This is a genomic window from Aurantimicrobium minutum (genome assembly GCF_002355535.1).
In the GTDB taxonomy this organism is placed as follows: Bacteria; Actinomycetota; Actinomycetes; order Actinomycetales; family Microbacteriaceae; genus Aurantimicrobium; species Aurantimicrobium minutum.
Window position 1 is genome coordinate 869,529 of sequence record NZ_AP017457.1, and the last position, 20,257, is coordinate 889,785.

Annotated in this window: 20 protein-coding genes; 5 read left to right on the forward strand and 15 right to left on the reverse strand. The window is 53.5% G+C overall.

The window, feature by feature from the left end; all coding sequences use genetic code 11:
* Window positions 1–52: 52 nt before the first annotated feature.
* Window positions 53–1,312: an APC family permease gene (locus AUMI_RS04250; RefSeq protein WP_096381679.1), complete on the forward strand. Its 1,260-nt coding sequence runs from the start codon at window positions 53–55 to the stop codon at window positions 1,310–1,312.
* Here AUMI_RS04250 and AUMI_RS04255 read toward each other — a convergent pair.
* Genes AUMI_RS04255 through AUMI_RS04265 form a run of 3 tightly spaced genes read right to left on the reverse strand, consistent with a single transcriptional unit; the run spans window position 1,284 to window position 4,362 of the window.
* Window positions 1,284–2,969: an amidohydrolase gene (locus AUMI_RS04255; protein ID WP_096381682.1), complete on the reverse strand. Its 1,686-nt coding sequence runs from the start codon at window positions 2,967–2,969 to the stop codon at window positions 1,284–1,286. The genes AUMI_RS04250 and AUMI_RS04255 overlap by 29 nt on opposite strands.
* Window positions 2,970–3,002: 33 nt before the next feature.
* On the reverse strand, window positions 3,003–3,833 hold the full coding sequence (locus AUMI_RS04260; protein ID WP_096381684.1) for an aldo/keto reductase: 831 nt from the start codon (window positions 3,831–3,833) through the stop codon (window positions 3,003–3,005).
* Between the two features lie 28 nt (window positions 3,834–3,861).
* The gene (locus AUMI_RS04265) at window positions 3,862–4,362 is read right to left on the reverse strand and encodes an adenine phosphoribosyltransferase (protein WP_096381687.1); all 501 of its coding nucleotides are present in this window, start codon (window positions 4,360–4,362) and stop codon (window positions 3,862–3,864) included.
* A gap of 53 nt (window positions 4,363–4,415) precedes the next feature.
* Here AUMI_RS04265 and AUMI_RS04270 point away from each other — a divergent pair, with 53 nt between their 5' ends.
* Window positions 4,416–4,907: a DUF6328 family protein gene (locus AUMI_RS04270; RefSeq protein ID WP_096381689.1), complete on the forward strand. Its 492-nt coding sequence runs from the start codon at window positions 4,416–4,418 to the stop codon at window positions 4,905–4,907.
* A gap of 2 nt (window positions 4,908–4,909) precedes the next feature.
* On the opposite strand, the gene AUMI_RS04275 is transcribed toward AUMI_RS04270, so the two are convergent.
* The 7 genes from AUMI_RS04275 to truB all read right to left on the reverse strand — a co-directional run bounded on the left by AUMI_RS04275 (window position 4,910) and on the right by truB (window position 11,565).
* Window positions 4,910–6,268 (reverse strand): aspartate ammonia-lyase, encoded by a 1,359-nt coding sequence (locus AUMI_RS04275; RefSeq protein ID WP_096383455.1) that lies wholly within the window; start codon window positions 6,266–6,268, stop codon window positions 4,910–4,912.
* 290 nt (window positions 6,269–6,558) lie between these two features.
* Window positions 6,559–7,962, reverse strand: coding sequence for an aldehyde dehydrogenase family protein (locus AUMI_RS04280; protein WP_096381692.1), 1,404 nt, complete (start codon window positions 7,960–7,962; stop codon window positions 6,559–6,561).
* Window positions 7,963–8,006: 44 nt separating this feature from the next.
* Window positions 8,007–8,873: a carbon-nitrogen hydrolase family protein gene (locus AUMI_RS04285; RefSeq protein WP_096381694.1), complete on the reverse strand. Its 867-nt coding sequence runs from the start codon at window positions 8,871–8,873 to the stop codon at window positions 8,007–8,009.
* The gene (locus AUMI_RS04290; RefSeq protein WP_096381697.1) at window positions 8,870–9,811 is read right to left on the reverse strand and encodes a bifunctional riboflavin kinase/FAD synthetase; all 942 of its coding nucleotides are present in this window, start codon (window positions 9,809–9,811) and stop codon (window positions 8,870–8,872) included. Before AUMI_RS04290 ends, AUMI_RS04285 begins: the two co-directional genes overlap by 4 nt.
* Complete coding sequence (locus AUMI_RS04295; protein ID WP_096381699.1) at window positions 9,811–10,233, reverse strand: hypothetical protein; 423 nt, start codon at window positions 10,231–10,233, stop codon at window positions 9,811–9,813. Before AUMI_RS04295 ends, AUMI_RS04290 begins: the two co-directional genes overlap by 1 nt.
* A 24-nt stretch (window positions 10,234–10,257) precedes the next feature.
* Window positions 10,258–10,626 carry a hypothetical protein gene (locus AUMI_RS04300; protein WP_096381702.1) on the reverse strand — a complete coding sequence of 123 codons (369 nt, stop codon included), beginning with the start codon at window positions 10,624–10,626 and terminating at the stop codon, window positions 10,258–10,260.
* Between the two features lie 3 nt (window positions 10,627–10,629).
* The gene (gene truB, locus AUMI_RS04305; RefSeq protein WP_096381704.1) at window positions 10,630–11,565 is read right to left on the reverse strand and encodes a tRNA pseudouridine(55) synthase TruB; all 936 of its coding nucleotides are present in this window, start codon (window positions 11,563–11,565) and stop codon (window positions 10,630–10,632) included.
* A 99-nt stretch (window positions 11,566–11,664) separates the two neighbouring features.
* On the opposite strand from truB, the gene AUMI_RS04310 reads away from it, so the two are divergent.
* Genes AUMI_RS04310 through AUMI_RS04320 form a run of 3 tightly spaced genes read left to right on the forward strand, consistent with a single transcriptional unit; the run spans window position 11,665 to window position 13,677 of the window.
* Window positions 11,665–12,513, forward strand: coding sequence for a carotenoid biosynthesis protein (locus tag AUMI_RS04310; RefSeq protein WP_096381707.1), 849 nt, complete (start codon window positions 11,665–11,667; stop codon window positions 12,511–12,513).
* A gap of 21 nt (window positions 12,514–12,534) precedes the next feature.
* Complete coding sequence (locus AUMI_RS04315; RefSeq protein WP_231951696.1) at window positions 12,535–13,395, forward strand: HhH-GPD family protein; 861 nt, start codon at window positions 12,535–12,537, stop codon at window positions 13,393–13,395.
* Window positions 13,396–13,404: 9 nt separating this feature from the next.
* A complete protein-coding gene (locus tag AUMI_RS04320; RefSeq protein WP_096381708.1) occupies window positions 13,405–13,677 on the forward strand; it encodes a 2TM domain-containing protein in 273 nt (90 codons plus the stop codon).
* Window positions 13,678–13,726: 49 nt separating this feature from the next.
* Here AUMI_RS04320 and rbfA read toward each other — a convergent pair whose 3' ends face one another.
* The 5 genes from rbfA to AUMI_RS04345 form a co-directional block, all read right to left on the reverse strand.
* Window positions 13,727–14,164 (reverse strand): 30S ribosome-binding factor RbfA, encoded by a 438-nt coding sequence (gene rbfA / locus AUMI_RS04325; RefSeq protein WP_096381712.1) that lies wholly within the window; start codon window positions 14,162–14,164, stop codon window positions 13,727–13,729.
* 70 nt (window positions 14,165–14,234) lie between these two features.
* Entirely contained in the window at window positions 14,235–16,946 is a 2,712-nt protein-coding gene (gene infB, locus AUMI_RS04330) for a translation initiation factor IF-2 (RefSeq protein WP_096381715.1), read from the reverse strand.
* A 92-nt stretch (window positions 16,947–17,038) separates the two neighbouring features.
* Window positions 17,039–17,281 (reverse strand): YlxR family protein, encoded by a 243-nt coding sequence (locus AUMI_RS04335; protein ID WP_096381717.1) that lies wholly within the window; start codon window positions 17,279–17,281, stop codon window positions 17,039–17,041.
* 47 nt (window positions 17,282–17,328) lie between these two features.
* Window positions 17,329–18,384 (reverse strand): transcription termination factor NusA, encoded by a 1,056-nt coding sequence (gene nusA / locus AUMI_RS04340; protein ID WP_096381720.1) that lies wholly within the window; start codon window positions 18,382–18,384, stop codon window positions 17,329–17,331.
* A 107-nt stretch (window positions 18,385–18,491) separates the two neighbouring features.
* A complete protein-coding gene (locus AUMI_RS04345) occupies window positions 18,492–20,252 on the reverse strand; it encodes a proline--tRNA ligase (protein WP_096381722.1) in 1,761 nt (586 codons plus the stop codon).
* Between the last annotated feature and the right edge of the window lie 5 nt (window positions 20,253–20,257).

The following is a 20,257-nucleotide window of genomic DNA, read 5'->3' on the forward strand; positions in this document are numbered from 1 at the left end:
GTGCGGGCTCGAAAAGTCCTGGCAGCACCTGTTTTCATGGCAGAGTGAGTAAGTGAGCGAACACAAAGGCACCTTAGGTATTGCGCAAGGAACCGCTCTCTACATTGCCAGCGTTCTCGGCACCGGAATTTTGGTTTTGCCTGGTTTGGCCGCACAGGTTGCAGGACCCGCCTCAATTCTTTCGGTTGCCATCATCTTCTTTCTTTCCATCCCCCTGGCTGGAACCTTTGCCGCTTTAGCTGCTCGCTATCCAGACTCTGGTGGTGTTGCCAGTTATGTGCGCAAATCGATGGGTAACACCTGGGCACGCGTAGCTGGGTATCTTTTCTACTTCGGTGTTGCTGCTGGCGAGCCGGTGGTCGCGGTGATGGGTGCTGAATATGTCATTGCTATTACTGGCGCTGACCGTGCTCTACTGCCATTAGTTGCCGGGGTGTTGTTCTTAGTTCCTTTCACCCTCAACCTGTTCGGAGTGAAAGTTGCCGGCTGGGTTCAACTCGGTTTGAGTGCGCTCCTCGTTGTTGTCGTCGTTGGCGTGATTGCCTATGGTGCACCAGCGGTGCAGGAAGAAAGCTTCACTCCCTTCATGCCACACGGGTGGATTGGTGTGGGTGTGGCCATCAGCTTGTTCGTGTGGGCTTTTGCTGGTTGGGAAGTTGGCACCCACATCGCCGCCGAGTTTAAGAACCCTCGCCGCACAATCCCTATAGCAACAGCAATTGCACTCGTAATTGTCGGCCTGGCATATTTGGCACTGCAGTGGGTGACCATTGGTGTTCTGGGTGAAGACGCCGGTAAGGGCAGTGTTCCATTACTCACCTTGGTGAATGAAACAGCCCCCAAAGCAGGCTCCATCATTATTGCCAGCATTGCCGCCATCGTGTCTTTGGGGGTGCTCAATGCTTATCTGGCCGCCATTGGCAAGCTCGGTGCTTCACTAGGCCGAGACGGAGATCTTCCCCGCTATCTCGCCAAAGGCGCTGAACCAGATGAGATTCCTCGCCGAAGCTTGATGTTGTCACTGTTTATTTCGATTGTTTTCTTTGGCGTTCTTTTTGCCCAAGATTTCCAATTACTCACCCTCATCCCTATCCACTTGAGCTCCATGGTGGCTATCTATGTATTAGGTATGACTGCCGCGGTGTTGATCTTTCCCCGCTGGAGCTGGGATTGGTGGGTTGCCATCGTGGCTCTTGCGATGACCATTGTGTTGCTCATCTTGAACGGCCCCAACGTGTTATTTACCCTCGGGGTGGTTATCGTTGCCGTGATTGTGACAGTGGTTAAGCGTTCACGTTCTGCTCGAACGTAATCTTTCCATCCATCATGGTGAGCAGGATGGGCGTTGAATGAATCTCGTGAGGGTCAATCTCAAACAGGTTTCGTCCGAGAACGACAAGATCTGCCCGCTTGCCCACCTCAAGTGAACCAATCTGGTCTTCCATTCGTATTTGATACGCAGCATTGATGGTGACTGCAGCCAAAGCTTGCTCAAGATTCACCCGCTGCCGCTCTATAAAGACACGATCGTGGGCGAATCCCGGACGCTGCCTTGTTACAGCTGCTTCTATCTGAATCAAGGGAGCGATTTCTGAGATGAGAACCCCTGGAATATCGGCACCATAGGTGACGACAGCGCCGCTTCTGACCAGATCGCCATATGGAAAAGATTCCAATTCGACGCGCTCTGGCCCAAGTAGTTCTTCATAGACATCGATGTAGACACCGTTGTAGTTCGTTCCCCACATCGGTGTCACATTCGCAATAACGCCCAGCTCGGCAAAGCGTGGAATATCGTCGGGGTGAACCAACGTGTTGTGACAGACGGTGTGACGTGAATCACCACGCCCAATACGTTGTTGCACTCGCTCTATGGCATCCAGGATTACTCGAACAGAGCCATCACCGTCGTTGTGGATGTGCATATCAAAACCAGCACGTTGAGTCGCTTCAATTTGAGCCTCGATGTGCTCCGGTGTGAAGGACATGGTGCCGCGGCCATGACTTCCCGTGCAGAAAGGCTCCAAAAGCAAGGAGCCAAAGCTCATCATGGTTCCATCTGCCCAGAGTTTGTTGACACTGACGCTGACATGCTCTGAAGCGTATTTCTTATTCCACTGAACCAACGTGTCCGTGACGTGCTGGGGCACATCATCTGCGTTCCTAGTCCACACCGAACCAACAATTCGAATTGGCAGATTGCCAGCTTTGTCTCGCTCGACGAGCATCTGGAAGATCGGTTCTGACTCGTCTTGCTTTTCTCCGATGAGAATTCCCGCGTCATAGGTCGCAGTTATCCCCCAAGATGGGGCGGGATCAACCGTGAGCTTCATTGCTTCGGTGATGCCCTCGGGTGAAAAGAAACCTAAGCGTGAGCCGATTAGCAAACAGGTTGCACCCTCAACACCATGGCCTGTTGGCCAGCCGTCCTCATCTCGGACAAAATACTGTGCACCAGGCACCGGATCAGGGCTGTCCTTGGTCAGTCCACACACGTTCATTGCAGCAGTGTTGAACCAGATGTCATGAGCATCGGCCGACAGCAGTGCCATCGGGCGGTCACCGGTAATCTCATCGAGCCATTGCCTGCGTGGTGTTCCCTCTTCGAAGGATGCTGGCATCCACCCGTGACCTCGAAGAAGTGTTCCTTCAGGTGCTGCATCGACCCACTCTGTGATGGCAGCACACACCTGCGCAGTCCCGGTTATCCCGCTGAGGTCAACTCCCACTTTTGTGGCAGCACCCATAATCAGATGATCATGTGCGTCAATAAACCCTGGGAGCAACATGCCGCCGGCGAGATCTATCTCCCTCGTGTCTTCTGTGACAAACTCACGTGCACCTGAGAGATCCCCGACATAAACAATGCTCTTACCCTCAACCACCAAGGCGTCGGCAACAGGTTGTTGAGGGTTGAGGGTGTAGACGGTACCGCCACTGAAGAGAAAACGAGAATCGTGCGCAGACATCTTAGAAAAACTTTCTAACTGGGAATTTCCCGGTTACATTTCTTCATGAGTGTTGGGGTCTCCGCCCCACAGGCGACCACGTTCAAGGCTGGAGATGAGACCAATCTCCTCATCAGTAAGGTCAAAACCAAAGCTGTACAGGTTCGAGGCCTGACGTTCAGGGTCGGCAGATTTGGGAAGAGGAATCAAGCCTTGCTGGGTGTGCCAGCGAAGTATCAGCTGAGCTGGTGTCACGTCACGGGCCTGAGCAAGATCAACAATGATCTTTTCCTGGCGCAGTTCGTCAGTCTTACCCAGTGGACTCCAACTTTCCGTCTGGATGCCCAGCTTGGCATGGACTTCACGCATGTGGGCTTGAGGGAAGTAGGGGTGTAACTCAATTTGGTTGACCGAGGGCACCACACCGGTTGCATCGATAATGCGGGTGAGGAACTCCTCTGTGAAGTTACACACCCCAATGCTTCTAGCAAGACCGTCATCTTTGAGCTCAATCATGGCCTGCCAAGAATCGAGATAGCGATTCACGCTGGGATTAGGCCAGTGAATAAGAAATAGGTCAATGTAGTCCATGCCCAACGCTTGACGGCTGAGCTCAAATGAAGCCATGGTTTCATCAAAACCGTGTGCAGCACCTGGAAGCTTGGTGGTAACAATAATCTCTTCGCGTGGAACACCCGATTCGGCGATTGCCTTGCCTACTTCAACCTCGTTGTTATAACGCGTTGCCGTATCAATCAGGCGGTATCCCGAGTGAATGGCAGACACAATCGAGGCAATGCCGTCATCGTCGGTGAGCTTGTATGTTCCCAAGCCAATCTGGGGAAGAACGAGGCCATCATTAAGAGTCACGGTAGGGATTGTCATGACTCTAAGCGTAGAGGTTTGAAAGGGGTTAGAGAGTAAGAAGTGAATGAATCTCTCGGCCTGCTAATCGCTGGCGCCCCTCAAGGGCTTCCAACTCCAACACCACTGCAATTCCTGCCACTGTCCATCCTGCCCGCTCAATGAGCGACACCGACGCGTTGATGGTTCCACCGGTTGCCAGCACATCATCCAACACCAAAACACGAGCACCTGCTGGAAGCGAAATTGGGTTGACCTCCAGTGTGGCGGTTCCATATTCAAGGTCATAGGTTTCGCCAATGATGTCGCCAGGGAGCTTGCCACCCTTACGGATAGGAAGAACACCCACACCCCCATCGATTGCTGCGGCAGCGGCAAGCAGGAAGCCGCGGGCTTCCAGACCGGCAACTGCATCAAACTTGCCGGTAAAAGGCTCGATGAGCCCATCTACTACAGCTCGGAATGAAGGGCCGTGGGCAAAGACCGGAGTCAAATCCCGAAACAAGATTCCTTTCGAAGGAAAATCCGGAACCGTCAGCATACGTTGCATCACAACTTCAGTGGGTGTACTCACGATAAGTAAGCCTAGCTAGGCTGGAACCCATGACGAACATTTCGCGCTCCAACTATGACCCTGAGGTCGAAGAAAGCGAATACGACCGCTTGGAGCGCAGGTGGACAGAACAGCTCAGCGAACTGCGTGTGACCCAAGCCGGAACACAAATCATGATGGGATTCTTGCTCACGCTCAGCTTTCAACCCTCATTTGAGACGATCAGCTTATTTGAACGCAATCTCTACCTGTCTCTGGTCATCACGGCAACATTGGCTACCGTGCTCGCGATTGCACCTGTGAGTTTTCACCGCATACTCTTTGGCCACCCTGGAGCAAAAGCCCGGGTGGTGTCGATAACTCAAGTACTGCTCCGTCTGACCCTGATTTTGGTCGCGCTTGTGCTCTCCGGCACGGTAGCCCTCATTTTCAACATGGTTTTAGGCACCACGGCAGGAATCATCGGCGGAATCTGTGCAGTGGTGACTATCACCACGATTTGGATCGCACTGCCGATTACAGTGCTGCGTAAACTGCGCTGAGTTTAGGCTTCCATTCCTGAAATCTTGGCTGGGGAGAGCTCACGCAAGACATCCTCTTTGGACATCAATCCTGCTTCAACAACGAGGTCTGAAACGGGACGTCCAGTCTTGAGAGCCTGTTTAGCCAGCTCTGCTGCAGGACCATAGCCAATGAATGGAATCAGTGCGGTGATAACACCGACACTGGAGGCAACCATTCCTTCGAGACGTTCAACGTTGGCGGTGATTCCTTCGACACAGTTCACGCGCAGTGTCATGCAAGCTTGGGCTAACCAGCTAATGCCCTGCAGAAGTGAGTAGGCAATCACAGGCTCAAAGGCGTTGAGCTGAAGCTGGCCGCCCTCAGCTGCCATAGTTACCGTGACATCATTACCAGCGATTGCATACGCAACTTGGCTAACCGCCTCAGGAATTACAGGGTTCACCTTGCCGGGCATGATGGAAGAGCCTGCCTGCTGGGCAGGAAGGTTAATTTCTCCCAAACCTGCCTGGGGACCAGAAGAGAGCAATCGAAGGTCGTTACTAATCTTGGAAAGCTTGATGGCAGAGCGCTTGAGCGTTCCAGAGAAGCTCATGAAACCACCGGCGTCGCTAGTCGCCTCAATGAGATCTGGGGCGCTTTGAATGTCGAGACCAGAAATCTGCGCCAGGTGGCGCACGGCTGCTTCGCGATAGCGAGGATCAGCTGTAATTCCGGTACCAATAGCGGTAGCACCAAGGTTGATTTCACTGAGCATCCACACGGTCTCAGTCAAACGGTCATAGTCCTCGCCCAAGGTGGTTCCAAAGCCATGGAATTCCTGCCCCAGAGTCATGGGGACAGCATCCTGAAGCTGGGTGCGACCAACTTTGAGGATGTGCTTGAATTCTTCACCCTTAGCGTTGAACGCATCGCGAAGCAGACCCAATTCCTTGAGAAGGTGAGGAAGTGCAAAAGCCAAAGACAGCTTCACCGCGGTGGGGTAGGTGTCATTGGTGGACTGGGACTTGTTCACATCGTCAATGGGGTGCATGTATTGGTATGCGCCCTTGGCGTGGCCCATCAGCTCCAAACAGCGGTTCGCAATAACCTCATTGGCATTCATGTTGGTGCTGGTTCCAGCACCACCTTGAATGATTCCCACAACGAACTGTTCGTGCCAAGCACCGTCAATGATTTCTTGGCAGACGCGATCGATGATTTCGGCCTTGTGGGGATCGAGCACACCAATTTCTAGGTTGGCACGGGCAGCCGCTTGCTTGACGCAAGCCAGGGCAACAATAAGTTCAGGGAAAACTGAGATAGGACGCTTAGCAATGGGGAAATTCTCCAAAGCACGAGCGGTGTGAACACCCCAATATGCGTCTGCTGGAACCTGCATGGCTCCGAGTGAGTCGGTTTCTGTGCGAGTAGCTGCCGGCGCGATGGGCAGTTGCGCATTCCCCGAGAAATTGCCCACCTTGTCGGTTGAGGACAATCCCAGAGTGTCGATTGGACGTGTTGAAGGTGTTGTCTGTTCAGACACTGGTTATCAGCTCCATTGCTGTGTTGAGAGGACTTTGTGGGTCGACTTTGAGTCTATGTCTGTCTTTTGGAGCCAAACAAGAAGACTGTCCAGTTTTTCAGACAAAAAACAGCGTTTTTTGACAAACAGTCAGCTTCGGTTCTTATTTAGCTCAGTTTGCGCAGCAAACCACGAATTATTTTCTTTTTTGACTCGGTATACGGAGGGAAAATGAGTGCAAGAGTTTCCGGCTTGAAGGACTTGGCAAAGACGGCTTTCTCATGGCTAAACGTGTCGAAAGAGCGTTTGCCGCGATAGGCGCCCATGCCGCTGGCACCTACTCCCCCAAACGGAAGCTCGGGAACACTCAGCTGCACCACAGCAACGTTGAAAGCAAGAGAGCCTGAACTGGTTCGTTCGGTGAAGGCGCGACGCACCAGAGTGTTTTCGCTGAAAACATATAGAGCTAACGGCTTCGGCTTGGAATTGATGAAATCAATGGCGTCATCAAGGTCTTGCACGGTAATCATCGGCAAAATAGGCCCAAAGATTTCATCCTGCATCACGGGTGCATCGCGGGAAACCTCAGCGAGCACGGTTGGTGGAATGAACTTCTGTTTCATATCCGGGGCACCGTCAGCAACAACGCGTCCGTCTTGGAGGAGCCCGGTGAGACGTTCGAAATGTCCCTGATTGATGATCCGGCCATAGTCGGGAGAATCCTTGGGTACAGGGACATACAGGGAAGCAATAGCGGCAACCAGGTGAGCTTCCAACTCGTGTTGCACAGCTGAAGTGGCCAGCACATAGTCCGGAGCAACGCAGGTTTGACCGGCATTGAGATATTTTGCCCACGCGATGCGCTGCGCGGCTGCCTCGAGGTCAACCGTCTCATCGACATAGATGGGAGACTTTCCGCCAAGCTCGAGAGTGACGGGAGTCAAGTGTTTGGCTGCAGCCTCGAGAACTATCTGGCCGACCCGTCCGTTGCCGGTGTAAAAAATGTGGTCATAGCGTTGCTCAAGTAGCCAACCGGTTTCTTTCGCGGCGCCCTCCACGATTGCCACGGCACGAGTGTCCAGATACACCGGAATGAGCTTGGCTAGGGCAGCTGAGGTTGCTGCAGCCATTTCGCTGGGTTTGAGAACCGCAGCATTACCCGCTGCAATGGCACCAATCAACGGTGCAAGCAAAAGCTGCAGAGGATAGTTCCAGGGCGCAATAATCAACACCACACCCAAGGGCTCGCTCACCACGAAGGCTTTGCCCGGCATCATCGCAAGCGGGATAGAGACTTTCTGAGGCTTCAGCCACGATGACAAATTCTTCAGCGCATAATCAATGTCACCGAGGATGATGCCAATTTCTGTCAGCTGTGCTTCGGTGGCAGATTTCCCAAGGTCAGTAGCAAGTGCTGCCTCTAGAACACTCTCATTGTCCGTAATCAGCTGTCTCAGTGCAGTGAGCTGGTTGATGCGCCACTGGCGCTTCTTTGTCAGACCAGAATCAAAACTCTCACGGAGTTGGGACACTAGCTTGGTGGCATCAGATGCTTTCTTGAGCGTGCTCATGAAGTACACACTACGCCTGAGAACCTGTGAATTCCTGCTGGGTTCTAGGTTCGAGGCGTGACGCTATAGCGACGAAGTTGAAGAGAGGGGTTTTGTGCCCGCGCATCTTCAACCGCCTTCACGTTGACGGTCGCAATGGAAACACCCATTTGCTGACCCATATCGATCAGGGTCTCACCAAGCGGAGAAATAACGCGAGACATTCCCACAGCGATAGGTGGAATCTGATCGGCTGCGGCGAGATACACGGTGTTTTCAATAGCTCGAGCGGAGGTGAGTGCTGCCCAGTGGTGGGCTTTCTTCGGTCCTGAAATCCACTCTGCTATGAGTGCAACCAGGTGCACGCCGGCATCAACGAGCTCCCGGGTGGTCTCCGGGAACCTCAAATCGAAGCAAGTTTGCATACCAACGACAACACCATCAATCTCAAACACTTCTGGAGCATCGGCAGGATTACCTGCTTGCATCCACTCGCTTTCTTTGTAATCGAAAGCATCAAAGAGGTGAACCTTGCGATACTTGGCCACCAACCCAGCACCGGGGAGAACTGCAACGGCAGTGTTGAAGGGCAGCTTGTTGGAAGGATCAGAGGATTGCTCGAGCATGCCAACAACAATGCCGATATTGCACTCTTCCGCAAGATCCGTCATTGCCTCAACGAATGGGCCATCAAGCGGCTCGGCATAGTCAAAGACCCAATCCCCCAGTTTTCCACCGAGAACTGAGGAGTATTCCGGCAAGATCACTAGCCGAGCACCATTGTCGGCGGCCGCGTGAACGAGAGCTTGAATGGTTTTTACGTTCTCGGCAACGTTAGGACCAGGACCAAACTGTGCGACAGCTATTTTCACTCCGCCGACATCTTGGGACTCACCCAATTCATCATTAGTGGTGTTGAATTCTTCTGTCATTGCTTTCCCGATCCCACGAGCTCTCTCGTGATGCGTACATCGTCGTGCATTTGTTTCACAAGCTCTTCAACCCCGTTGAAAGCAACCATTCCTCGAATGCGTGCGACAAATTCAACAGTGGCCATGTGGCCATAGAGGTCAAGGTTTTCATCGAGGAGATAAGCCTCCACGGTGCGAGACATATTTCCTTCAAAGGTCGGGTTTGTTCCCACAGAAATAGCTGCGGGGTACCGCTTTCCTTCATCCACAAACCAGCCTGCATAGACTCCGTCACCGGGAATCACAATTCGTGCATCATGACCAATATTGGCGGTGGGGAAACCGAGTTCACGTCCGCGCTTGTGTCCGTGAACAACTTCACCGCTGACCCTGGGGTAACTTCCCAAAAGTTCAGTTGCCTGAGCAACCTCTCCTGCGGAAATGAGCTCACGAATATGTGAGGAAGAAATGCGGCCATGGCCGTCTTCTTTCACATCCTCGATGAGGACAACATCAAAACCGAGCTCATGACCTAACTCGGTCAACAGTTCCACGGTCCCTTGTGCATTCGCACCGAAACGGAAGTCGTGACCGACGAGTACTGCTTTGGCGTTGAGGGTGCCTAGGAGGATCTCGGTCACAAACTCTCGTGGACTCACCGCAGCAAGCTCCTGGTCAAAGGGAAGCACGAGTGCTGCTGTAACACCTTGCTGCGCGATGAGATCGAGGCGTTCCGCATCGCTCAGAATTTCAAGCGGTGCAGCATCCGGTGCCGTTACTTCTGCAGGATGACGATCAAAAGTAATCAGCGTAGAGGCTAAACCTCGAGAATCAGCAAGTTCGCGCAACTGTCGGAGAATTTCACGATGGCCCAGATGCACACCATCAAACTTCCCAATGGTGACCGCACTTGGGCCCCAACCTGCTGGGACTTCTGAGAGCGAATACCACCGCTCCATTATCGAGCTGCCTTCTCAGGGTGCTTACGCAGCCACAACAACCCCCAAATGGGCATGACCAGTGGGACGAAGAGGTATCCAGCGCCAAAGTATGACCACACCGTGGGGTGAGCAAAAATCTCTGGCATCACCAGGCTGAGCATTCCCACCACGATGACACCGGTGAGTTCGAAACCGATTGTCCACTTCGCTACCGAATACCAGATTGGTCCCGGAGCAATCAGTGCAATGGTGGCAAAAATATACACAACTGCAGCCACTGCAGACAGCGAGTAGGCAAGCGGAGCTTGTTCAAACTTTTCAATGAGTTGATAAACCGAACGCCCCGTGGCAGCTAATGCCAACACGATATAAATCGCGATAAGGATGCGCCCAACACCTGAGCGACGGTCAGCCTGCTGGGGTGTGGTGTGGTCAGTCATGTCGTGAATGAGTCTAGTTCGCGCCTAGGCAACCTGAATAAACCAGATTTGGCCCATGCGATAAAGCATGATGGCAACAGCCAACTGGCCAACACCCAAAATGATGGTGCTCCATCGACTGCGATCTATGAGCGCCCAGAAGCCTGTCGCAATCGGAATAAAGATGGCGCTAATGAGGTAGATGTAAAACTCAAACAAGCTGCCCGTTGGCTCATTTCCCATCAAAGGAGAAGCAATAGTGACCGCCAACTGAACGATCAGCAGAAGTGCAACCACACCGGCAAAAGCCATGGTGAGGTCACTTGGCCTGCGACCAATAGCTCCCAACACAACAGCTAACAGGCCGCCGGTCACAGCAACGCCAATTTGCAGGGCAGTAAACCAGTCGATCATGACCTAGGAACTTTCCGTTTCTGTGGGGAAATTGACAACGACACGGGAGAGGTTTTTCTTCACTGTAATCAGCCCAATCAGCCTATCTTGTGGGCCTATTGCTGCGACCGGCTCAGCGCTATCGGGATAGCCCTCTAGTAGAACTCTCTTTCCTTGGCTCAGTTCGAGAGCTTGGGTCTCATTCAGGTCAATAGCGGGGAAAATCCTCCGTGCAACATCCGAAGGTTTCTGCAACTGAGGAGCACCGGCCATGCTCTCAATATCGACGGCATCCATCACGTGGAAGTCACCGATGCGTGTTCGACGCAACGCAGTGAGATGTCCTCCGACTCCCAACTTGAATCCCACGTCACGGGCGAGGGCACGAATATATGTTCCTGAGGAACACTCGACTCGAACCTGAACATCGATGTAACCATTACCTGCATCATCTTGACCGAACTCAATGTTGTTGACTTCGAAAGAGTAGATCGTGACTGGACGAGCCTTGAGTTCAACACTCTCCCCTGCTCGAGCGAGGTCATAGGCGCGTTTTCCGTTAACTTTGATCGCGCTGACCGAACTAGGTATTTGCTCAATTTCACCGGTCAAAGAGTGAACTCCAGCAAGAATGTCTTCCTCAGTGACCTTGCTCAATTGAGTCTGCGGGGCAAAGCCGAGTAGCTCTCCTTCCGCATCGTCTGTAGTGCTGGAGGAACCTAAACGAATGGTGGCTAAATATTCCTTACTCAGACCGACGATGTACGTCAGAAGCCGAGTAGAGGGCCCTAACCCCATGATGAGCAGTCCGGTAGCCATGGGATCTAACGTTCCCGCATGGCCAACCTTGCGAGTCCCGGCTAAGCGGCGAACACGCGCAACCGCATCATGACTGGTAAAACCTTGAGGCTTGTCGACTAACAAAATGCCGTTGGGGGCAGAAGTCGAGGAGGAAGCCATAGTTCAATTATCCCAGTAGTGACCTTGATAAAAGTCAGAGCTTCACCCTCTTTCAGGAGATAGAGTAAATCAACTTCACCCCGACAAGGTTGGAACACCATGACCTCTGCAACTCGTTCCACAATTCGCAGCACCCGCGGCCTCTGGATTCTTCTCGCACTCTCCTTCGCAGCCGCATTTGTCCCTGCAGGAACCCCCGGAAGTATCACTCTGGTCGTCGGGTTTATGCCAGTTATTTTCTCCATCTGGCATTTCACCTGGTGGGCTGGCGCAGCAACAGCCTGGTTGTCATTTCTTGCCGTCGTCGTGGTGAGCTTCACAGGTGAGGCACTTGGTGTTGCTACTGGATTAGTTTTTGGAAACTACTACTACCCAGATGGGCCTCTGGGGCCCCTCCTGTTAGGCGTTCCTCCCCTGATTCAATTCCAGTACTTTGCCATGGCATATGCCGCACTCATGGTGGCTAGATCCATTGGTGGAGTCCTCACAACAGCCGCCAGAGGTTGGTTGTTGGTGGGAGTTTCCACCATGGCCGCCTTCGCCATGACACTTCTGGACCTGGCAAGTGACCCCTGGCATGCCACTGTTTTGCAACAGTGGATTTGGCGCGATGGTGGTTCTTACTTTGGCGTTCCCATTCACAACTTCTTTGGCTGGTTCTTTGAAACCTTGGTATTCCTGCTGATCATTCAGGCACTGCTCAATCGCACAAAAACACTGGTCACCATTGCTGAACCCAAGCCTCGAGGTTTCTGGCTGCAAGGCGTCTTGCTCTATGGAACATTCCCCTTCACTATTGCGTTGACTCCCCTGGTTCAAGGCTCTGCCTTTGACCATGACGCCCTCGTGATTGCTGATGCCATGGTCGGCGTTGCCCTCTTTGCTGTCGTGCCATTGTGGCTTGCCGCAATTCTGAGCCTGCGAACAGTCAAAACTCAGACCCTGTAAAAACCCTCTACGCTTGAGCGCGTGCAGCAAGAGATTATTGACTGGTTTGAAGCCGAGGGCAGAGATCTTCCTTGGCGCCAACCTGGCTTCACCCCGTGGGGTTCACTGGTCTCAGAATTTATGCTGCAGCAAACCCCTGTCGCTCGTGTCATTCCCAAGTTGGAGGAATTTCTCCAACGCTGGCCAACGCCAGCAGCGCTCGCGGCATCACCATCTGGGGATGCTGTGCGAGCGTGGGCGAATCTCGGCTATCCCCGCAGGGCACTATGGTTACACCAGTGTGCCGTCACGATTGTGGAGAAGTTCAAGGGTGAAGTCCCCCGTGATGTTGAGGACTTACTCTCTCTTCCCGGCGTCGGACCCTACACCGCCAGAGCAGTAGCGGTCTTTGCTTTCGGTGCTCACGAACCTGTCGTGGATACAAACATTCGCCGCGTTATCGCCCGGCACAATCAAGGAAATGCTGACCAGGGACCACCTTCAACACAACGTGATCTTGAGGCAATGAAAGCGCTGTTGCCTTCGCCGGAGAAATCCCCTGCTTTCAACGCAGGAATCATGGAGCTGGGTGCTCTGGTTTGCACAGCGCGAAACCCCCGCTGTGACGTGTGCCCCATAGCCCACACCTGCGCATGGAAAAAGGCGGGCTATCCCGAACACGTGGGGCCTAAGAAAACTGTGCAGAAAAAGTATGAGGGCAGTGATCGCCAAGCTCGTGGTGCCGTAATGGCGCTACTGAGACAGGCGCAGCACACAGTGAGCTCAGAGGAACTTCAGGCGTGCTGGCCAGATCATGCACAGCTCGGACGAGCGATAACGGGACTATTACAAGATGGTCTCATGGAGCTTGTCGCTGATGACAGCTACCAATTGCCGGCGTAGAGTGAAGTCATGAAAGATGAAGAACTTCGCGAAGTTGCTCGCAAGCAATTGAAGAAAAAGGCCGATTTCAAGCAATACTTGTGGGTCTGGCTCGCTGTTTCCATTCTCCTTACCGGAGTGTGGTTCCTCACCTCCCCTGGCCAATACTTCTGGCCTATCTGGGCCATCTTTGGCATGGGTATTGGGGCATTGTTCACTGGAATTGATGCTTACTCCAAGAACCCCAAGATCATTACTGATTCACAGATTGACGCTGAAGTAGAGCGCCTGAAGAAAAAGTAAATGACCAAAAACCATAAAGGCCCAGAGAAATCTGGGCCTTTATTGATATCTAAGCTTCGTCAGTTTCGCGAGGTTTGATGTAGGGGTCCTTCTCGCCGGCATACTGTGCTTTCTTGGCCAAAGCTTCAACTTCTTCATCTTGAGCATGTGCCTTGGCCAGCAAGTCGTCGATGGACTTTGCTGTGTCAGGGAGTGCATCAAGAATGAATTCAATAGTTGGGGTAAGACGAACAGTCAGACCTCGGCCAACCTCGCCGCGGATACGACCAGTGTTTGCCTTCAGCGCTGCAGCAGTCTCTTCACGCTCTTCATCCGTGCCATAGACGGTGTAGAAGATGGAGGCGTGCTGCAAGTCACCGGTCATGCGTACATCAGTGATGGTGACAAAACCGAGACGCGTATCAGTAATGATGCCGCGCTCGAGTGCTTCAGCGACGATGACCTTAATCAGTTCGCCGAGTTTACGTGCTCTTGCGTGATCAACCATGATGTTCCCTTACCTGCGAGTAATGAGGGGCCGTGTTGAGAGTGTCTCAACCAGGCCCCTCATCTCACATTTAGACGCGGGGCTTTTCCTTGAGTTCGATGGTCTCGATCTCATCGCCGATTTGGATGTCGTTGTACTTACCCAGACCGATACCACATTCGAAGTCAGTCTTGACTTCGGTGGCATCGTCCTTGAAGCGACGCAGAGACTCGATGGCCAGGCCATCGGCGATAACGATACCCTCGCGGATAACGCGTGCCTTCGAGTTACGTGTAATCGTTCCACTGCGCACGATACATCCAGCAATGTTGCCGAACTTGCTCGAGCGGAAGATTTCGCGAATCTCTGCAACACCGGACTGAACTTCTTCGAACTCTGGCTTGAGCATGCCCTTGAGGGAGTTCTCAATATCTTCCAGTGCTGAGTAGATGACCGAGTAGAAGCGGATATCAACACCTTCACGCAAAGCACGCTCGCGTGCCTTGGTGTCGGGTCGAACGTTGAAGCCGATGATGACTGCGTTGTCGACTGTTGCCAGGTTGACATCGCTTTCGGTAACAGCACCAACACCGCGGTGGATGATGCGCAACTGTACGCTCTCATCAACCTCAATCTTGAGCAAGGACTCTTCCAGAGCTTCAACAGCACCGGAAACGTCACCCTTGATGATGAGGTTGAGAGATTCAACCTTGCCATCCTCAAGTGCCTTGGTGAAGTCTTCAAGCGAGATGCGCTTACGAGCCTTAGCCAGCTGAGCGTTACGTTCAGCGGCCTCACGCTTTTCAGCGATCTGACGAGCAGTACGGTCATCTTCGGTAACCAGGAAGGTGTCACCGGCGCGAGGAACTGAAGACAGACCCTGAACCTGGACAGGACGTGATGGGGTTGCTGCTTCAACTGCAGTGCCGTTCTCGTCCACCATGGCACGAACGCGACCGTAGGCAGTACCTGCCACGATGGCGTCACCGACGCGAAGAGTTCCAGACTCAATGAGCACGGTAGCGACAGCACCGCGACCCTTGTCCAGACGAGCTTCAATAGCGATACCGCGGGCGTCCTTATTGGGGTTAGCGCGCAGATCCAGACCTGCATCTGCGGTTAGTAGAACAGCATCCAGAAGTTCGGTAATACCCAAACCAGAAAGTGCAGATACGTCAACGAACATGACGTCTCCACCGTATTCTTCGGCTACGAGGTTGTACTCGGTGAGCTGCTGACGAACCTTTGCAGGGTTCGCATCAGGCTTGTCCACCTTGTTGACGGCAACCACGATAGGCACATTAGCTGCCTGTGCGTGGTTCAAAGCCTCAATGGTCTGAGGCATGATGCCGTCATCTGCAGCAACAACGAGAATGGCGATGTCAGTTACCTGCGCACCACGGGCACGCATAGCGGTAAACGCTTCGTGACCAGGGGTGTCAATGAAGGTGATTAGACGGTCAACACCATCGTGGTTTGCGTGAACCTGGTAGGCACCAATGTGCTGAGTAATTCCACCGGCTTCGCCCGCGATGACGTTGGTCTTACGGATGGCATCGAGCAAACGAGTCTTACCGTGGTCAACGTGACCCATCACAGTAACAACGGGTGGACGAATTTCGAGATCTTCATCGCTCTCGTCAGCAAGTTCTTGCTCAAGGTCGATGTTGAATGCGTCGAGCAGTTCTTTGTCTTCTTCCTCAGGGGAAACAATCTGGATTTTGAAGCCCAGTTCTTCACCGAGAATTTCGAAGGTCGCTTCGTCGATTGATTCAGTTGCTGTTGCCATCTCACCAAGGTGGAACAGAACAGTTACCAAGTTTGCTGGGGTTGCATTGATCTTGTCGGCAAAGTCAGCAAGTGAGGCACCGCGGCGCAAACGAATAACAGTGTTGCCATCACCACGAGGAACACTTACGCCACCAAGCGATGGTGCCTCGCGGAGTTCAAACTCTGCTCTTTTTGTTCTCTTCGACTTACGTGCTTTGGACTTTCCGCCGCCACGACCGAACGCACCAGCGGTTCCACCGCCGGGGCCACGGCCACGACCGCCACCGCCACCTGCTGGTGGACGGTTAGGGCCAAAACCTGGACGAGCTGGTGCACCAGCACCACCTGGGGCTCCACCAGGAGCACCCTGACGGAATCCGCCACCACCACCTGGGCGCTGGAATCCAGCACCTGCACCTGCGCCACCGCGACCTGGACCACCGGGACGACCTGCGCCACCGGCTCCACCGGGACGTGGCATGCCACCTGGGCGAGGAGCCATCGGGCGAGGAATACTTCCGGGGGAAGGTGAACCTGCGGGGCGGGTTCCCATACCTTGTGCGGAAGCGAAGGGGTTGTTACCTGGTCGTGGTGCACCGGCAGGGCGTGTTCCCATGCCTTGTGCAGAAGCAAAGGGGTTGTTTCCGGGGCGTGCGCCACCGGCAGCCTTAGGTGCTGGTGCATCAGCAGCTGGAGCTTGAGGAGCTTCTGGTGCGGGAGCGGGCTTTTCTTCCGCCTTAGGTGCAGCCGGACCAGGTGTGGGGGCAGCAGGTGCCGCTGGAGCTTCAGCAGCAGGCGCTGCCTTGGCAGGCGCCTTTGCTGCGCTCTTCGCAGCGGGTGCAGCTTCGCCAGCAGGAACTGGCTTCATGCCCTCTGCCTCTAAAGCGTTACGTAGCTTGCGTGCTACGGGAGGCTCAATTGTTGACGATGGTCCCTTAACGAACTCACCAAGATCTTTCAGCTTGGCTAGAGCAAGCTTGCTATCGATGCCGTATTCGGCAGCAACTTCGTGTACGCGTGGTTTGGCAGCCACAATTCTCCTGTCTTAGGGCCTGAGCCCTGATAAACAGGACCAGACCATTACTTACGGACGGTACTCATTTCGAGCCGCTCATTAGTTGTCCATTAGCCGTTCAGCCTTTGTGTGATGGTGTCAGTGTTAGTAATTTCTGCGCGAAGTGCGCGGCCAAAAGCCCGGCGCTTCACTGCTTCATTGCAACACTCTGGTGTGGGGTGTAGCCACGCACCGCGACCTGGCGCTGAACCGGATAAATCCGCTTCAACACGGCCATCAACTTCAATAACCCGCAACAAAGCGGACTTCTCAGATCGTTGACGGCAGCCGATGCACGTCCTTACAGGTTCCATGATACCCCAGTACTGCCTGGGCGGGGTGTCCCGCCGTGCGGTACGGCCTAGTCTTCGTCCATTACGGAGTCAGGCTGGATGTCGATCTTGGCTCCGGTGAGCTTTGCTGCCAGGCGAGCGTTCTGACCTTCCTTACCAATAGCTAGCGAGAGCTGGTAGTCAGGAACGAGGGCACGAACTGCCTTAGTAGCCGCATCCAAGATGAATGCGCTGGACACCTTTGCAGGTGACAGAGCATTCGTCACGAAGGTGGGCAAATCTGCTGAGTAATCAACGATGTCAATCTTTTCATCGTTGAGTTCTTCCGTCACCGCACGCACACGACGACCCAGTTCACCGATGCAGGCGCCCTTAGCGTTGATTGCTGGATCGGTTGCCTTGACCGCAATCTTGGTGCGGTGACCTGCTTCACGAGCTAGAGCAACAATTTCAACGAGTCCGCTTTGAATCTCCGGAACTTCCATTGTGAACAGCTTGCGCACAAGCTGAGGGTGGGTGCGCGAGACGGTAACCTGTGGGCCTTTAGCACCGCGGTTGACCGCAGTGACGTAGACACGAATACGGTTTCCGTGTGTGTAATCTTCGCCAGGAACCTGCTCTTCAGGTGGCATTACTGCTTCAACAGTGCCCAAATCAATGAAGACCATCTTGGGGTTTTGTCCCTGCTGAATTACACCCGAGACAATGTCACCTTCACGGCCCTTGAATTCACCAATAACTGCGTCATCAGCTAGGTCACGAAGACGCTGGTTAATGACCTGCTTTGCCGCAAAGGCCGCAATACGGCCAAAGTCATCTGGAGTTGCCACTGCTTCACCGATAACAACACCCTCTTCGTCCTTCTCAGGAACGTAAATGGTGACGATACCGGTCTTGCGGTCTAGTTCAACACGTGCTTCAGGAAGTTCAGGTGCGACGCGTGGTGCGCGAGGCGCATCATCGTCGTCCTTAGAGGGCTTCACGGGCGCAACACGAGGCTCCGACTGGATAACGTGCTTCTGATATGCGGTGAGGATGGCTGCTTCGATAATTTCGACCAACTCATCGAAGGGAATTCCCTTCTCTGATTCCATGAGCTTGAGAACTCTGAGATCGATGTCCACGGTGGGCCTCCTCTATTCGTACCTGTAAGCGTGCGCCTCCCGGCGCCGAACTACAAGGTTACCTGACGAATGTGTGAGAAAAAACCGTGAGGTCCCCAGCTACAGCTTCAGAGCTGAGAAAGTACGTCTCCGACAGGAACGCTGGTGCGCTCGTTGGTGCGACGATCCCACAGCTCAACAACGCCGTCTGATAATCCCTTACCAACAATGAGAATCTTGGGCACACCGATCAGTTCAGCATCACCAAACTTCACGCCGGGTGAAACCTTGGGGCGGTCGTCATATAAAACCTCGTAGCGCGCGCCTTCAAGCTCAGCAACCAGTTTCTCTGCGGCTTCGAATACCTCATCATCTTTACCGGTGGCGATGACGTGTATGTCGAATGGTGAGACGTTTTCTGGCCAGATCAAACCCTTGTCGTCATTGTTGGTCTCGGCAATCACGGCGAGGATACGTGTCACGCCAATTCCATAAGACCCCATTGTGACGGTGACAAGCTTGCCGTTTTCGTCAAGAACCTTCAGACCAAGTGCTTCGGCATACTTACGTCCCAGCTGGAAAACGTGACCGATTTCCATACCACGTGCAATCTCAACAGGTCCTGAACCGTCGGGTGCCGGATCACCATCGCGAACATCCGAGGCTTCCACAACACCATCTGCGATGAAATCGCGACCAGCAACAACATTGAGCACATGCTTCTGATCTACATTGGCACCGGTAACCCACGCGGTTCCATCAACTACGCGAGGGTCAACGAAGTAGCGAATTTTGCTGCTTCCCTTTTCTCCCAGAACGGGACCATTTTCTGACCATGGGCCGATGTATCCCTTAACCAGAGCCTTGTTCTTGGCGAAATCTTCTTCCGTTGCTGCTTCAACTGCAGCAGGGGAGAAAGCCACTTCAACGCGGGCAAGTTCAACTTCACGATCGCCTGGCAAACCAATTGAGATCAGTTCACGCCTGCCATCAAGGTGGGTTAGTGCCAACACAACGTTCTTGAGGGTATCTGCCGCGTTCCAGCTGCGACCATCTTCACGAGGCTCGTTCTCATTGAGGTGATTCACCAACGACTCGATTGTGGGCGTGTTGGGTGAATCAAATACCCGAGCAGCAGGCTGTCCCTCGATGGGGCGTGATGCAGGAACAACTGTTGTAAACGCTTCAATGTTGGCGGCGTATCCACCCGCGCTGCGCACAAAGGAGTCCTCACCAACCTCGGTGGGGTGCAGGAACTCTTCCGAGCGCGAACCGCCCATGGCTCCGGCGTCTGCTTTCACAATGACGTAGTCCAGGCCAAGGCGGGTAAAAATACGCTCGTACGCATCACGTTGAGCTTGGTAGCTTTGCGCCAGTCCTTCATCAGAGATATCGAAGGAGTAGGCGTCTTTCATAGTGAATTCGCGTCCACGCAACAGACCTGCACGGGGACGTGCCTCATCACGGTACTTGTCCTGGATTTGGTAAAGGCACACTGGCAAGTCTTTGTAAGAGTTGTATAGGTCCTTGACCAAGAGAGTGAAGACTTCTTCGTGCGTAGGTGCCAGAAGGTAGTCAGCTTCTTTACGGTCCTTGAGGCGGAAAATTCCATCGCCATATTCGGTCCAGCGACCGGTGATCTCATATGGCTCTTTAGGCAGCAACGCAGGGAAATGAACTTCCTGCGCTCCAGCTGCCGTCATCTCTTCACGGATGATCTTCTCAATGTTGGCCTTCACGCGAAGCCCAAGCGGCAACCATGCAAAAACACCCGGAGCTTGACGGCGAATGTATCCAGCGCGGAGCAAAAGCTTGTGGCTGGTTACTTCAGCTTCAGAAGGGTCTTCGCGCAGAGTACGCAGGAACAGGTGAGATAGACGTGTAGGCACGCTTT